14 protein-coding genes and 1 pseudogene are annotated in these 16038 nt (G+C 45.1%); 11 read left to right on the plus strand and 4 right to left on the minus strand.

Features of this window, described 5'->3' with window-relative positions:
- Window positions 1–155 precede the first annotated feature (155 nt).
- The 3 genes from GWK48_RS07305 to GWK48_RS07315 are packed head-to-tail and all read left to right on the plus strand — an operon-like array spanning window position 156 to window position 3411.
- Window positions 156–1385 (plus strand): FAD-binding oxidoreductase, encoded by a 1230-nt coding sequence (locus tag GWK48_RS07305; protein ID WP_425487473.1) that lies wholly within the window; start codon window positions 156–158, stop codon window positions 1383–1385.
- Window positions 1382–2269 (plus strand): DUF1177 domain-containing protein, encoded by an 888-nt coding sequence (locus GWK48_RS07310; protein WP_174630959.1) that lies wholly within the window; start codon window positions 1382–1384, stop codon window positions 2267–2269. The genes GWK48_RS07305 and GWK48_RS07310 overlap by 4 nt, the downstream gene beginning before the upstream one ends.
- A 5-nt stretch (window positions 2270–2274) precedes the next feature.
- Window positions 2275–3411 carry a M20 family metallopeptidase gene (locus tag GWK48_RS07315; protein ID WP_246263773.1) on the plus strand — a complete coding sequence of 379 codons (1137 nt, stop codon included), beginning with the start codon at window positions 2275–2277 and terminating at the stop codon, window positions 3409–3411.
- A 221-nt stretch (window positions 3412–3632) separates the two neighbouring features.
- Here GWK48_RS07315 and GWK48_RS07320 read toward each other — a convergent pair whose 3' ends face one another.
- The 4 genes and pseudogenes from GWK48_RS07320 to GWK48_RS07330 form a co-directional block, all read right to left on the minus strand.
- Window positions 3633–4100: a GNAT family N-acetyltransferase gene (locus tag GWK48_RS07320; protein ID WP_174630961.1), complete on the minus strand. Its 468-nt coding sequence runs from the start codon at window positions 4098–4100 to the stop codon at window positions 3633–3635.
- Complete coding sequence (locus GWK48_RS11680) at window positions 4090–4212, minus strand: hypothetical protein (protein WP_281359963.1); 123 nt, start codon at window positions 4210–4212, stop codon at window positions 4090–4092. Before GWK48_RS11680 ends, GWK48_RS07320 begins: the two co-directional genes overlap by 11 nt.
- Before the next feature lie 39 nt (window positions 4213–4251).
- The gene (locus GWK48_RS07325; protein WP_174630963.1) at window positions 4252–5574 is read right to left on the minus strand and encodes an RNA-guided endonuclease InsQ/TnpB family protein; all 1323 of its coding nucleotides are present in this window, start codon (window positions 5572–5574) and stop codon (window positions 4252–4254) included.
- Window positions 5575–6133: 559 nt separating this feature from the next.
- Window positions 6134–6493: pseudogene (locus GWK48_RS07330) on the minus strand (malate dehydrogenase); the annotation flags it as partial.
- Window positions 6494–7110: 617 nt separating this feature from the next.
- Between GWK48_RS07330 and GWK48_RS07335 the strand changes: the two are divergent.
- From GWK48_RS07335 to GWK48_RS07370, 8 genes are all read left to right on the plus strand, one after another.
- A complete protein-coding gene (locus GWK48_RS07335) occupies window positions 7111–8208 on the plus strand; it encodes a 4Fe-4S dicluster-binding protein (protein WP_174630965.1) in 1098 nt (365 codons plus the stop codon).
- Complete coding sequence (locus GWK48_RS07340) at window positions 8205–9443, plus strand: pyruvate ferredoxin oxidoreductase (protein ID WP_174630966.1); 1239 nt, start codon at window positions 8205–8207, stop codon at window positions 9441–9443. Before GWK48_RS07335 ends, GWK48_RS07340 begins: the two co-directional genes overlap by 4 nt.
- A gap of 45 nt (window positions 9444–9488) precedes the next feature.
- Window positions 9489–10463, plus strand: coding sequence for a thiamine pyrophosphate-dependent enzyme (locus GWK48_RS07345; protein WP_425487498.1), 975 nt, complete (start codon window positions 9489–9491; stop codon window positions 10461–10463).
- 88 nt (window positions 10464–10551) lie between these two features.
- Window positions 10552–11670 (plus strand): MFS transporter, encoded by a 1119-nt coding sequence (locus GWK48_RS07350; RefSeq protein WP_174630970.1) that lies wholly within the window; start codon window positions 10552–10554, stop codon window positions 11668–11670.
- 340 nt (window positions 11671–12010) lie between these two features.
- On the plus strand, window positions 12011–13519 hold the full coding sequence (locus GWK48_RS07355) for an MFS transporter (RefSeq protein ID WP_174630972.1): 1509 nt from the start codon (window positions 12011–12013) through the stop codon (window positions 13517–13519).
- A 5-nt stretch (window positions 13520–13524) separates the two neighbouring features.
- Complete coding sequence (locus GWK48_RS07360) at window positions 13525–13770, plus strand: hypothetical protein (RefSeq protein WP_174630973.1); 246 nt, start codon at window positions 13525–13527, stop codon at window positions 13768–13770.
- 202 nt (window positions 13771–13972) lie between these two features.
- A complete protein-coding gene (locus GWK48_RS07365) occupies window positions 13973–14431 on the plus strand; it encodes an Lrp/AsnC family transcriptional regulator (RefSeq protein ID WP_174630975.1) in 459 nt (152 codons plus the stop codon).
- Between the two features lie 440 nt (window positions 14432–14871).
- Window positions 14872–16035, plus strand: coding sequence for a thiolase domain-containing protein (locus GWK48_RS07370; protein WP_174632663.1), 1164 nt, complete (start codon window positions 14872–14874; stop codon window positions 16033–16035).
- The last annotated feature ends 3 nt before the right edge of the window (window positions 16036–16038 follow it).

The following is a 16038-nucleotide window of genomic DNA, read 5'->3' on the forward strand; positions in this document are numbered from 1 at the left end:
AGTCAAAATTTTTCCTAAGCTCTCCTCTTAAAGTGAGGCTTTTACAAGATAATGAGAGCCCTAGCCCTTTATGGCGGAAGTTAGATCTCCGACGTAAAGGATTTTACATAGTAAAAGAGAATTCTTTAATAGGCTGACGGCTATATTATTACGAAATGGAGTTGTTTATAAAGAAATTAGAGAAAGAATTTGGAAATAAATTCATTATAGATGACCGTACCATAACTGAGTTTTCAACTTCTCCTTACCTCGTATCCCCCGTCCTCTCAAAGATGGGGAGCCGTGTCTTAGGGGTAGTGTCAGCTTCAGATGAGCAGGACGTAATAAATACCGTGAAGTTTTGCGACGAGAACAGAATTCCGCTGTTGGCGAGGGGTGCAGGGACGTCTACAATTGGCCAGGTACTACCAATAACCCCGTCCATCGCGCTCGATATGAGGAAGTTGAAAGGTGAGATGGAGTACGATAAGAGTCTAAGGATATCACCAGGAGTGAAGGTTCTAGATGCCTTAGCCTATCTTAGGAAAAGGGGGAAAGAGTTACAGGTATATCCCAGTAGTTTCTACATATCCACCCTTGGGGGGTATATAGCCGGGGGGGACGTAGGGATCGGATCCTACCAATATGGTTATCATTTTCACAACGATGGTGTAAAGTCTGTCAGAGTAGTGGGACCGAGCGGCACTTACGTTTTGAGTGGAATAGAGACTTTAGCGGTATCTCAGGCAGCAGGTGTAACTGGAGTCATAACCGAAGCGGAGCTAGCTGTGGTGGATCTTGAAGACTGGAAGGACCAATTGATTAGATTTCGGGATATAGAGGATGTAGTAGCGTTACTCAAGGACTTGGAAAGATACAGGCAGAAAATAAGGAGAATTACCGTTGAGGACAAGGATGCCCTTTCAACCGTAGCCAGGGATAGGGTGACGGCAGGTGATTGGAACGTAATAATCTCCAGTACCCAAAACTTTGGGGAGGAAGTTGAACTTAGGTTTCTTGATGAATTAGCCTTTGCTGCGATATACGTTACCATGAGTAAATTGACGAAGTTCCAACAGTACTTCTACGAAGTGAGGTTATTATCTCTGGGAAGCTTCCTTCGAGTTGTAAAACAAGTCAAGAGGGCCTTGGGTTCAAAGGTATTGATACACGGGGACGTTATGACCCTAAGGGGGGAGACAATAGTATATACCGTTTTCATGTCAGAGAGGAGCAACTTCGATTTGATAGATTCCATAATGTTGAAGGAGGGCATCCCCTTTGAAATACACTCCTTGGAGGTGAACGATAGGGTAGACGAGGATTTCAGATTGGAATTGATGAAAAAGTACAAGCAAAAGGTAGACCCGCACAATATACTAAATCCAGGGAAGTTGAGACTATGATGTTTAAGACCTTGATGGAAGTGCTGGAGATATTGGAGTCGGCAGATCCTATGGACCAAATAAAATCGATGCTGAAGGGAAAAATTCTACTTAGAGAAATAAACGTAGAAGATGTACCCTTTCTGAAGGCAGTTTATGGAGGGGGAAAGGAGAGGGTAAGGGTTATTGGACGACTGGGAGCCATTCAGATGCGTAAAGTTAACAAGGGATTAGTGTCGGACGCCGACGGGGCAGTGGTGTCCTTGGCCCTTCTCATGGAACTAGTGAAATTGATGGAGAAAGGGATCAAACTGGACGTAGAAGTATCGATCGTCACTAACCTCTCCACTGACGCTAAATTAGTCCCTCACAAGCCCTTTGACTTTATGGTTCCTCCGGTTGGGCTTGATGACGCTCTGAAAATTGAAGTGGATGAGGAGACCTCCCTTGTCCTTTCAGTAGACTCCACAAAGGGTAATAAGATAGCCAAGTACGACGATTTCGCACTGACCCATGTGGTAAAGGACGGGTATATTATGAAATTAGATGACGATGTAATTAATATTTATAATAAAGTCACTGGTCATGAGATATTCCTTGTACCCCTCACAACGGGTGATCTTACTCCTCTAGACTACAAAGTGTACCATATAAGCACTCTCGTTTCTCCTTGGCTCTACACCCACTCCCCAGTTATTGGTGTAGCTACAGTCTCCAGGGAAGTAATACCAGGTTATGAAACAGGCGTTCTCGACATCACAATGTTAGAGCATGCTTCAAGGTTCTGCCTTGAGTTGTTGAAGTTCGTGGAGAAGGGTGGCAAAGTTTACGACCAAAAGGAGTTCGAGGAGTTAAAGGAGAGATTGGGGGAGTCTAATTTGAGAAAAATCCAGAGGATTGGGTAAATATCATGGATATAATCAAGATTCTGTCAAATTTAGTCTCCGTGGAGACCATCAATCCACCTGGGTTAAATTATCCGGATATGGCAGAGTCCCTAAGGGATCTCTTCTCTGATGTTGGTCTGAAGATGAGTCTGCATGAAATACCTGAAGACTATTTAGATAAAAATTATATATATTCTCCCAGCCATAGGGGGAGAAAAAGAGTTGTCTTAGTGGGGAGAAGTGGTCCAGATCCTAAAATCCATTTCAATTTCCACTATGACGTTGTTCCTGCAGGGGATCAGTGGGTCAGTGACCCCTTTAGTTTGAGAGTCTCAGGAGATAGGGCTTACGGTAGAGGCACAGCTGATATGAAAGGAGCCATAGTGAGCCTATACTTGGCTTTGTCTAGGGTTAAGGACGTTTCGGTGGAGGTCTCCTTCGTTCCGGATGAGGAGAGCGGTGGAGTAGGTTCAAGATTCCTAGCTAACGAACTTCATTTGAATCCTAAATACATGATTTTTGGGGAACCCAGTTTTCCCAACATATTTATAGGACATTTCGGCATTCTCCGAGGGTTGATTAGGGTCAAAGGAAAGCAGGTGCACGCCAGCATGGCCTCGACAGGACAGAACGCCTTTCTCGAGGCCTCTAGATTTGCGCTGAGGCTTCAGGACGAGTACAGCAGATTATTTCAGTCGGCTAAAGAAGGGCAGAGGCCTGAGATTAACTTAGGGGGGTACACGATAGGCGGAAACAGCGATAGCTTAGTCCCCGGGCTCTTCTCATTTAGTTTTTACAGGACTACCCCTCCTGGGGATAGGGAAAATGAAAATGTTGACAGAGAAATAGTGGACAGGATAGCCAAAGAGATGGGAGTTAGTTATGATTTTGAAATTAGGAGCTTTGTACCAGGTCAGAGGACTTCCTTAGACTCTAAGCTGGTCAAGATCACAGAGTCATGCGTTAGGAAAGAGCTAAGCTTCGAACCCTCTAAAAGTGTAGCCCTCATTAGGTATGATGCCGTTTTCTTTCCATCCTCTGAAGCGGTAAATATCGGTCCTGGGGAGCCAGATCAAGCCCATATCCCAAACGAGAGTGTTAGTATTAAGAATATAGAAAAAACGTCAAAGATTTACGAATGTATAATTGAATCCTTCTGACTTCATCCCAGCCCTAACTAGTTTTATCTTTTCTCTAACACAGTACTTTAATCGGATAGAGCAATATAGTAAATCAAATTATGTCCACTAACGCCAATAAATTTTTCACTAACCTTGATAAAGAAGATAGACCTTCAAGTTTTATTGTAAATATCTAACCGTACTCTTAAAACTGAGATCCTACCTAGAACCACAAAAATGGGAGTAAGACGCTGGTTCTATTAAGATTCAATTTTTTTAATGTATTCGTAATGTATTTCTCTAAACCCCCTCTTCTCATAGAATGAAACCGCAATAATGTTCTTGGCAGGAAATCTGGCAATTATTGACCTAACGCCTTTCCTTGATAACTCCTTGATAACGAAGTCCAAGAGCATTTCTCCTACGCCTCTCCTCCTATAACTAGGAAGGACGTAGATCTCCTCTATAACTGCCATGTTTTCAGGGACGTAGTATTCCCTTTTCTGCAATCTTACCCTGACAGCTCCAATAACTTTACCCTCATCTTCAGCAACTGCTACAACGCTTTCATTTCCATTTACGTCACTGTCGAGAGATTTCTTCAACCTATCTTCCACGTCATCGTGTACCTGAAGCAATGGGTCGAACTCTGAGTTCAATGCGTACATCCTTTCAAACATTTCAGCAATAATATTGACGTCGTCAAGCCTAGCCTTCCTAATCAGCACTTTGGATCGCCCTAATTTTCCTCCTTGATTCCTCTATCCTTCGCTTTGCCATTAACTTAAACTCCTCAGCACTAGTCCTAACCCTTGCGTATCCAAGTTCCACGCTCTTCACGGCTACTGCTGAAGCAACGTCGTAGAAGGGGTTTGGGTCTCATCGGATCTCATACTTGATATCAATCCTCAACCCTTGGGCTTCACGGGAGTCGAGCGGGCCTTCCTTCATCCTCCTCCGCCCCATTAGCGGGGTAACCCCGACCCACCTAGATGGGATACCGTCTAGGTGGGGGAACCCGCACATCTTCAGGTAGATGTTCAGGGAAGCGTTCAACTGCCTGTCTAACTTAAACCCACACCTCTGACAGACGAAGGTCTTACCTACCTTTCGGGATACGTACCCACATCTGGGGCAAGACCTTGAGGTAAGGTATGGGTTGACCTCGAGGACGCGAGAACCATAAAGCGGAGCCTTGTACTTGAGTACCTTGTGAATACTCCTCCACACAGTTCTCGAGATCTTCCTAGACAGCTTACCGCTAGCGTCCTTAAACATGCTCTGCTTGTCCAGTCTCTCGACTGCGAAGGTTGTCAAGGGGTATAGCTCAAGTAGGGCGTTGACAAACTTATGCACATAGTCCAGGACCCTGTGCCTCTCGCGGTGGGAGTACTTCCTCAACAGCTCTCTCCCCCTCTTACCGTGCTTTGACGCGAAGGACTGTACCTTCCCCTTCTTCTTTACTATGCTATACTTCAGGGAGTATAGCCCCTTCAGGGAGAAGGTCACGAACTTCTCACCGTCGTAAGCGTCTAGCGTGGAGAGGTTTGAGTCTACTGCTAGGAAGTCTAAAGGGGTCTGTGTAGGAGCTTTATAACGGAAGGGTAGGTACACCTTGTCCTCCTTGATCACTGGCTCACCGAGCTCTAGACCATTAACCCTGTCCTTGAACCATTCCTTCCCCCACGAAAAGGTCAAGTACTGGTGAGGTCTGACCGTGACCCTTACCTCGTCGTTGACCACCTTCCTGAGCGTAGACTTAACCCTAACGTAAGCTCTCTTCAACCTAGGCTTTCCTAGGGACACCCTACCCTTTATCGCCCTCTTCCTCCACGACTTCAAGACCGAGAACGCGTCGCTAATTGCCTTGTCTACGTAGTGTGATGCCAGTGGGTTCACCTCCTCTAGCCCTTCCCTCAACCCCTTGTACACCTCTTTCTTTTTTGGTATAATCACCTTCACTCTCTTGTGACGACCTCTCTTGACTGTGGTACTCTCTGTTTCTACCCTTGTCTTGTTCCACAGGTAGTCTAGCGCTTTGCCCAACAGTTTCTTATACTCCCTTATCAAGAGGAGTGTCTCTTCCTTCTTGTCGTTCTTGACAGCGTAAGTCAGGTAGATGGACTCCTCTGGCGGTGCGAAGCTGTTAATCCTTAATCTCCTCGACGCACTCCTCCACCTCCTCGTACTACCTAGTACCATATAACTCACTCACTGAAGGGCGAAAGTATTGCGATTAGACCCTCGAGCAGCTCATGCTCTAGGCCTTGTCCTCTCCCTCAAGACCTGGACCCCGCATTTGTGTGCTTCACACACCCCCTCCACTACCTCAAATCCAAACCCACTGGCCTGTCCCTATACGCGGCTTTAGAGACCTAGTCGTAGAGGGCCCTCAGTCTATGGGGCCTCCCTCTCCACGTCTAAGCTTTAACCAACATCAGTGACGGTGAGGCCGTATTCCTTCACCTTTCCTTGCAGGTAAGGGACCTGTCTTAGCCCTTCTTTTTGTGTACCTGAGACACTCTAGCGTAGAGGACCTCCCCCTTTTTCACTGTTCCCACTATCCTCCCCACGTCCTCCCTAAACATTTACCGCCCTCTAGGACGACTGGCTCTACCTTACCCTGTTTAACTTAAGTCCAAGAGTATAGTAAGACATTCCTAGTCTTTCGCATACTCCCTTTGTTCTCAGCACTGTGTAAGATATTGATATGGAATTATATAAATTTTACGAGTTAACGGAAACCGTTGACAACGGCTGGCTCTAAAGCCTTCACCACAGATACTATCGCATCCTGGTCCTTAACAGCTATCGGTAAGGGAAAGGCGTCGACTCCTCCAAGGTACTTGAAAAGTAATGCTTTCCCTTCCATCACAGGCATTGAAGCCTCAGGACCTACGTTCCCGAGACCTAAGACCCTAGTACCATCGGTCACTATTCCAACGGAGTTCCACCTACTGGTCAGCTGGAAACTCTTCTCCCTGTCCTTGGAGATCTCTTTAACCACTTCCGCCACGCCAGGAGTATAAACAACAGAAAAGTCGTCATAACTGTTCACTGGGACCTTTGGAAGTATCTGAATCTTCCCCTGATATTTTAAAGAAACTTCCACGGAATTCATAATGATAGACCGGCAAGTGCAAATTTAACTTTTGCCTTTGACAACGTCATGACAATGTCTTCATGAAATTCATGTGAGTGAACGTCAAATACGTTTTACCGTTTGCAGTCATTAACATCATCTTGATTAGGGAAAGTCGAAATAAACCGTTTATCTATTTACCCAGAAACTGAGAAATTTAATATCATTGAAGCGAATTTCTTTATCTAATAATCCCAATTCTTATGAACTACACGTCAAATTATAACTAGCGTAAAAGCATGGATCAACTAAGGTTAACGTACCACAACATACCCTATTTGAACGTAAAGATCAAGTTTAGGCTTGAATAAATTTTCTAGTCCAAGGGTTCTAGGTTAAAGAATTTTCAACATACTACAACTGATGATGCCTCAAATCTCCTTGGTTGTCATGCAACTTGTTACTAAGGACTTGCCATTTTTTTCTAAGAAAACCCTTAAACTATTGTGGATTTTCCCTTATAGTTGGCCAAAAACTTGTATTTTTCTTAAACTATATGGGGACTGTTTTAATGCTACTATAACTCTTACCTTAAGAATATTGCAGAATTTTTGTAAAAATATAAATATTGCCTCGGCATAATATATCATGGGAAAATGGCGCATGGAGAAGACGTAAAATACGTAGAGATAACGTACAGGGGAATATTCCAGAAGAGGTTGGCGAAATACATCGCTGAGGGACTAGTTTACATGGCGAGAGAAATGGGAAGGTCAGCCGTGTCTTTCGGAAGGTATGGGGACTCTCCTGAGAGGAATGGAGTTCCAGCCAAGTATTACGTAGCTCTGGGATCCCTAAACGAGGAGGAGCTAATAGGATACTCCACCAGGGTTGAACCGGAAACTGTTGACGTTATAGTGGTCCTAGATGATACCCTGCTTAAGGGAGTAGAGTCCTGGGCCTGGCAGGGCGTACAACCGATTAACCTCAAGTTGAAGGAAGGCGGAGCTATGATTGTTACGTCAACTAGAAACTTGGAGGAACTTGTGAAGGTAACCCCTGCCAAGGAGTTCAGGTGGGACATGGGCAGGATTAACGTGGAGAAATCGTTCTCAGGTCTATGGGCGTTCAAGGATGACATGACAATGGAGAGGGTGTGGGGAGCCATAGCTAAAATGAGACCTGACATAGTGGATCTCGAACATGTCAGGACATACGTCAAGGAACACAAGAAGGACAGGGTAAATGAGAGGCTAAGCGCTGTCGAAGAGGCCTACGAGACCCTTGTCGTTAAGAGCATGGCACCGAAAGAGGGAGCCGAGTTCAAGTACAGCCCACCTAGGTTACTCACCTGGCAGGAAATGATGGAGGGGGCTGCTGTGCCTGCCGTACCTAGAGGAGGGAGGAACGAACAATTTAAGAGGGGTACCACCAAGACAGAGAGGCCTACAGTTGATTTCGACACTTGTATAAAGTGTAAGCTGTGCTGGGTTTACTGCCCTGACGAGTGCTTTGATGAAACCAAGGACGGCTACTACGATATAGCATATGATTATTGCGTAGGGTGTGGAATATGCGCTGATGTTTGCCCAGTGAAGAACTGCATAGTCATGGTAAACGAGGGGAGGTTTAAGGATTACAGAAGGCCCTATGAGATGTGGAAGGAGGACAAGGTTGCGTACAAGTCCTGGTTAAAGCAAGTAAGAGAAGGAGGAGTAAAGGAGAGAGTAGTAGTTCCGGGGTTGGGAAGATGACTGAGCTAGTTCAGAAGGAGATTCTTCTAAACGGAACGCAAGCAGTCGCCTATGCCGCTATGTATGCGGATGTAGACGTAACAGCTGCGTATCCCATAAGGCCATATACAGAGGTTATGGACACCATTTCAAAACTAATTGCAGATGGCCAGCTAGATGCGGAATTCATTGTGGCCGAAGGGGAACACGGACAGTTCGAGATAGTTAAGCATGCATCCCTCACTGGAGCTAGGACTCTGGTGGGAACCAGCGGTGTAGGTTGGCTCTACGGAATGGAGGCGATTGTAGTCACAGCCACAGATAGAGCACCTGTAGTTGCTGTAATAGGTAACAGAGCGTTGGACGATCCAGGAGCGTACGGTGTAGAGCACAACGACGCCTTAATGGTTAGGGATGTAGGCTGGCTTCTGGTGTGGGTCGACACAGCTCAGGAGGCTTTCGATACGGCTCTAATAGCCTATAGGGTTGGAGAGGATAGTAGAGTCTTAATGCCTGTGGGGGTTTCCATGGACGGTGGATTTCTAACCCACTCTGAACAGATAGTTAGGCTACCTCCTAGGGAGTTGGTAAAGGACTTCCTTCCAGCATACAACAGGGGAAAATACTTAGTCCATCCTGACAATCCAATATCCGTTGCACCACAAGTGAACGAAGATTGGGTAAGTGAGATAAGGAGACAGCACGACGAAGGCATGGAAAGGGCCAGGACAGTCATCTCCGAGGCGTACGAATCGTTCAAGAAGGTATTTGGACGTTATCCAGGAACCACGAGAGACATTAAGATGTTTGAGAATCCATTCGTTGAACCCTATATGACAGATGACGCAGAAGTCATTCTTGTGGGAATGGGGACAGTGTCGAAGCCCATAAAGGTGGCCATTAACAAAATGAGGGAACAGGGAATAAAGGTAGGAATGTTGAGAATAAGGTGGTTCAGACCATTCCCTACTCAGGAGGTCATGAAGTATCTATCCGGAGCTAAAGTTGTCTGCGTTGTGGATAGGGACTATTCCCTGGGTTCCCCTTTCAGAGGCGGAGTGGTCTATCATGAAGTGAGATCCTCCCTCTACGATTTAGACGAGAGACCTAAGATCCTAAGCTTCATAGGTGGGCTAGGCGGAAGGGAAATAACCGTCCAGGACGCTGAGAAGGTTATAAAGATAGGCTTGGAAGCGAGGGATACTCCAATAACAAGGCACACCTATTGGATTAACGTGAGGGGGGATCCCTGGTAATTATGGGGGTGAATTCACGTGAGTCAGGCAGAAAAAGAGGAAAAAATGTATAAATCTATCATAAAAACGATGAAAGACGTCCCGCTGGAGGAATTTTATACGTCAGGTCACAGGACCTGCCAGGGATGCGAGTCCGCTATGGTGATGAGGTATCTAGCTAAGGTTGCCGGCCCTAGAACCATAGTGGTCGGTGCAACAGGGTGTATGTATGTAGCCAACACCACATATTATACTACGTCATGGGTGGTACCTTGGGTGCACACTCAGTTGGGTGGATCTGGTGCAGCAGCCTTGGGTACATCAGCAGCCCTTAGAGCCTTAATGAGGAAGGGTAAAATTAAGGAGGAACCCATCAACGTAATAGTGTTCTGCGGAGACCTGGGGTGCGCAGACATGGGTCTGTCTGGAGTATCCAATGCTATGACATATGACTATAACTTACTCATAGTGCTCTACGACAATGAGTCCTCGGCAAACACCGACATCCAGGAGACCAGTATGACGCCATACGGAGCACAAACATCCTTCAGCAGACCGGGTACAGCCAGAAGGATCATGAAGAGAAGATGGAAGAAAAGCGTAGTCCCCATGATAATTGCAGGACACCGAAACATTAGATACGCTGCAACTACCACACCTGCTTATCCATTGGATACGATGAACAAAATAAAGAAGGCCTTAGAGATAGGAGGACCAACGTTCATACACTCACTAGATCCCTGTCCAAAAGGATGGGATTACGATCCAATGTACTCTCACGAGTTGGGAACGCTATCTGTGGAGACTGGCTTATGGCCTCTATACGAATTTGTGGACGGTAAGCTCATCTATAACGAACCTACAAAGGGTATAGTAGAGGGCAGGGTGAAGAGAAAGCCCGTAAGGGAGTATCTGGAAAAGCAGGGTAGGTTCTCCCACTTTACTGAAGAGGACTATGAATATTTCCAGAAGATGGTCGATGAGATGTACACCTCATGGGAAATACCAGGTGTGATGCCAATTAAGTCGGTAATAAAGTAAACAGAATAATATCAAATAAATTTTTAAGTTATATTTTATTTTATCTTTGTTCAAAAGCTTTTAATTGGGGAGTAATTTTACCTCCATTATGAGGAGAGAAAATTTCATTATAATAGGATTTGTGACGATGTGCTTTAACTCACTATACCAGTACTCTTGGAACGCTCTCGAGCCACTTCTTAAGGCGGGTTTTAACGCCTCTCTAGTACAGATTTCCTTAGGATTTACTCTGTTTAGCATCTTCTCCTCCTTTTTTCAGCCAATAGGGGGACATTTCGCTGACAAAAACGGACCGAGGACGATAGGAATTATAGCTTCTGTTCTAGCCTCGTTGGGTTTCCTTGGAACTTACCTTTCCCCAACCATTTTATCGTTTTACGCATTTTGGTCCATAGGTAGTATAGGTGAGGGAATACTTTATGGGATAGCCGCCAACCTGGCTATAAAATGGTTTCTTGATAGGATGGGCTTCGCAACAGGTTTGGTTTCCATGGGATTTGGGCTTGGTTCGGTGATCGCAAATCCCCTTATCCTCTACGTAAATAACTATAGAGTGGTGACATTGACCATAGGGATAGCTGAGCTTGTCGTAATAACTTCACTCATGTTCCTCTCCTCATATCCTAAGTCAACCGGAGGGAGACCACCCGGAAAGGTGATCTTCAGCTCTAAGTTTTGGCTAATATACGTCTCCTTCGTCGGAGCCGTTATTCCTCTAACAACACTGTCTTCCCAGTTGGCTGTCCTGGGGGAGTCGTTACCCCATACCGAATTGGTCACTTTAATTTCGATTTTCCCGTTACTCAGTGGTGTCATGAGACCATTTTTTGGGAGAATAGCGGACCGAGTGGGAATAGTCAGGACCACGTTGATCCTCAACACGATCCTGACATTGGGATCGGTTCTCCTTCTGTTAAAGGAGATCGCGATCTCCTCCATTTTAATTGGTTTCGCTGGAGGTTCAATGATAACCCTATACTTCAATGTCGCAGGAGAGATATTTGGAACCAGATTCTCTACAGTTAACAGTGGAATTCTTTACACTGGAAAGGCGTTGGGAGGAGTGCTAGGTAGCACTCTCTTCGCCATCCTATATTCGATAAATTCAGAAATTTCTGATATCTACCTAGTCCTCACTGCTTTTATAGGAGTTCTTGCCCTTCTGCCCGTCTTTCCAAGTCGAGGAGGGAAGAGCTTACGGGGTTAATGATACCATTAATTCGTCCTCTGGGGGAACCTAAATTGATGGAAAAAGCACCATAAGTCTCTAGGTTTTTCCAGCAGCACCTGGCTAAAACTCACACGGTTAATTTTTTTGCAAAGACCTAGTTCACATGTTAACGAGATTCTAGATATTCCACTGGGGCATTAATCTAAAATTTAGTCATTTTACAATTCGCCCTCAAATGATATTGCCTATTATAATTATAGATTTAACGTTAATATGAACCTTATGCAACTGTTTAATGTTCTTATATTATAAAATCTTAAGAGATTTAGGTAACTATCGTTTCCAAAGATATTTATTAGGTATACACGATAATAAAATGGAAAAAATGGTAGAAAGTAGTAGATTTAGATCCCCTTACGGGGAATACACAATAGTGGTAGATAGCGCAGGGAGAAAGTATAGGGTAGGGGAGGATGTAAAGGACATAACGAAGAAGATATTGGGCTATCCAGTAGGCAGGAGGCTACTGCTTCTGGGCGCTTGGATGTCATTCTTCTTTGGGAGCGTGTTAGAGTATGGGTGGGGAACAGCATCAACTACTGTTATCTCTCATTACGGTTGGTCACTGGCTGAGGGGTTCTTCAACTACACGGCTTATGTATTTTTCCAAGCCACAATATGCGCAACTATTTTCCAATGGCTCAGGGAGAGGGGTCTAATAAGTCTAAGGAGATCTCTACTCTTCGGTGGAGCAATGTTAATGGTAGCTTACTACCTCTTCGCTAACTCCTTTCAGCCTTGGATAGCTTATGCTGGATATGCAGCTATAGGTGGTATCGGAGCTGGATTAGGTTACGCTACTGGAGGTGCTATCGTAAACAAATGGTTCCCAGAGAAAAGAGGATGGAGGCTAGGGCTTGCCAACGGCGCGTGGGCTTATGGGGCCGTCCCTTACATTTTATTATATATATTTGCATTTAACCAGAGCGACTTCCAGACTATTCTGTATATTACGGGTCTTACCATAGGAATAGGTCTAATGATAGCAGGACTAATTGTAGCTGATCCACCCAAGTATTGGTGGCCAAAGAACGTAGATCCCATAGCGGCAAGAGAGGCGAAGTTAAAGTCAAGGGAGCTAAAGGCAAATCCGCCAGCTGTAGCCCAGTGGACAGCTAGAGAGATGCTGGCTACACCTCAGGGTAAAGCTCAGATGATCTCGTTCACGCTTGCCTTAGCTGCATCTCTGTTCAATGTGTCCTTCTATGCACCCTTCGGAGCTGCCATGGGATTCGGGGGAGGTATAGCGTTTGCTGTGGGTGCTGCTGGTTTTGCCCTAACTGACGGTCTTGGAAGGCCTACTCAAGGATTTATTTCAAGTATCATAGGTAGAAGAAAGGCTCTAACTATATTCTACTCATTTATGGGGTTGGGAGGCTTAGGTGTACTTTACGCAGGTCTTGCTCACATTGCTTGGCTCTGGGCAATATTGGCTGTAGCGACGGGTGCTGTGTCCGGTGCATGTTTCGTTTTCGACTGGTTAGTAATAGCAGACTACTTCGGTGAGAACTACATTGGGAGAAACTGGAGCATCCCATATGCACTAAAAGTAGTTGGAGGGGCTTTCGGTGGAATTATTGCCGCTGTCATCCTAACTCTAGTCTCTGGTGGAACGTGGGCTGACGTAGTCACTAGCGCCCCAATAACCATAACAAACTTCGCTTGGTCTGTGGTGTTCTGGATTGGCGCGGCTTTCTCTTTGATAGCTGCGGCCTTAGTGTTCTTCGTTGAGAAACCTCCAACACTGGAGCAATACATTAAAGTCAGGCAAAAGCTCGGAGAGCCAATACCTCCTGAAATCCAACAAAGAGTGAAAGGAGGTTAAATTAGATGACCGAGAAAGATGAAGGGTACGTTATTCATAAAGGGCTCATAAACGTTTCAGATACTATAATCTATGTCCTAGGCTGGGTTATGCTACTTTTTGGTTTAGGTGTGGATGCAATAGGGGTTAACCTTCATTCGGCGCCTGTAGTTGCTGTAGGGATTGCCATAAACTGGGTGGGCATAATACTGGGCCTATTCAGCGGGGTTATAGGCAACAGGAAAATACCCGAAGGATATTCTGCTCATTGATGTAGAGAATACTAAAATTATTAAAGATAAACTTTTTTCATTTTATATAAATGAAATCATATTTACCTTTTCACCGTTTCGCTACTTGTAAAAATTTTCAGCTGAGTCGATGGGTAGTTGCAGATTTATCCAATAATAATGGAATTCTTTTGAGAAAATATTAAGAAACTTTAATATGTGGAGGACAATATATTTATAATATATGCAAGATGGAAAGGTGGATGAAATTGACCTGAAAATCTTGGGCAGACTGAGGTACAACGCTAAGTATACCCTCACGGCGTTGTCTAAGGAAATAGGTCTACCTGTAAGTACCATAAGATATAGAATAAAGAAGCTCGAAGAAAACGAGATCATTAAGGGGTACGTCCCGCTTATTGATAGGCTCAATCTAGGTTACAAGGTCTCCATAGTCATGGAAATAGACGCTATTCCGAAGTACATGGACAAGGTAGTGAATGAGATATCTCAATTCCCCTCCATAGTAAGGGTATACGGGATGGATAGCGGCCCTAGGCTGCACGTCCATGCAGTGTTTAAGGAAGAGGAGGAAGCTTACAGTTTTATCTCAAATAGACTATATAATATAAAGGGCATCAATTCAGTGGACACATCCAAGATCATTAGAAGGTACAAAATCGATCCATCAATACTTCTGTAGTGAGATAAGAATACGGGGTACGTACCTGCCTCAATGACAGAAGTCTTCTACTAAAAATTAATAGCCTTTAGGCTTTGATAAAAAGCGGTGTAGGAAACTTTTCCCTTCTCGTAGGAGAGAACGACAAACCTCGCCCTTTAGGGTGGGAAGAAGTCAGCTGTGAGTCTTGACCTTAAATGTTTCAATCACATTCAAATCCTTCTTCCAATCCCTAACTACATTCATGAGTTGATTCAGAGTCGGAAGAATTGATTTCAGAGAATGAGGAAAATGGGGAATAGGTGATCTCCTCACCTCCAAGTTAAAATCAACTAGGATAGGAGCTTCTAGAGAGTTAAAACTTTTCTTCACTCCTGGACTTTAACATTTAAAATCTACATGAAAATCAAGCTATATAAATTATAAAGAAAACATATATAGTTCCAATATGAAGATGGATAATCATGAAAAGAGTAGGAATAATTGGTGTAGGAGCCTCCAAGTTTGGTAGGAGGGATGACGTATCAGTTAGAGAACTGGCGTGGGAGTCCATAAAGGAAGCAATGGAGGATGCAGGTGTGACGCAGAGAGACGTTCAACTGGTTGTGGCTGGCAGCACAGCGTATAGAGGAGTAGAACTGTATCCTGCTCCACCAGTGTCTGAGTACTCATCCCTGCTTGGGAAAACTCCGATTAGAGTTGAGGCAGCATGTGCCACTGGATCTGCCGCATCTTTCTCCGCTGTAAACGCTGTGGCATCCGGGGTTGCTGATGTAGCCCTGGCTGTAGGATTCGATAAGATGACTGAAGTTGACACTGCCACTTCGTTAGCCATAGGAGGGAGGGGAGGAAACTATCAGTGGGAGTTTCATATGTACGGGACGACTTTCCCTTCGTATTATGCGCTTTACGCTACAAGACACATGGCAGTTTACGGAACCACAGAGGAGGACATGGCCTTAGCATCTGTTAAGGCGCATAAGTACGCTTCGCTGAACGAAAAGGCTCACCTAAGAAATAGGGTTACAGTCGAAGACGTGCTTAAATCTAGGGTTATATCCTGGCCCATAAAGCTCCTGGACTCGTCCCCCATAAGCGACGGTTCCTCCGCGGTCATATTTGCGTCGGAGGAGAAGATAAGGGAGCTCAAAATAGATACCCCAGTTTGGATTGAGGCCATAGGTTATGGGAGCGATACCTCCTCCATTGCCAGAAGGGGGGAGTGGACCAGCCTCAGAGCCTCGAGGGATGCGGCGGCCATGGCTTACTCTAGAAGCGGAAGGTCTCCCACTGAGATAGAGTACGCAACTGTTCATGACTGTTTTACCATTGCTGAAATAATGGCTTACGAAGACCTAGGTTTCGCGGAGAGGGGCAAGGGCGCCTCTCTCTTAAGGGAAGGACAGACGGAGAAGGACGGTAGGGTAGCTGTAAATCTCTTTGGTGGGTTGAAAGCAAAGGGTCATCCCTTAGGAGCCACTGGATTGGCGATGCTATATGAGGTAACTAAACAGTTAAGGGAGGAAGCGGGCCCTGTTCAACACCAGTTCAAGAATTACGTAGCCCTTACCCACAACGTAGGGGGGACTGGACATTACGCGTACGTAACAGTCCTTTCAAGGTGATGT

Origin of the sequence: Metallosphaera tengchongensis (assembly GCF_013343295.1) — an archaeon.
In the GTDB taxonomy this organism is placed as follows: Archaea; Thermoproteota; Thermoprotei_A; order Sulfolobales; family Sulfolobaceae; genus Metallosphaera; species Metallosphaera tengchongensis.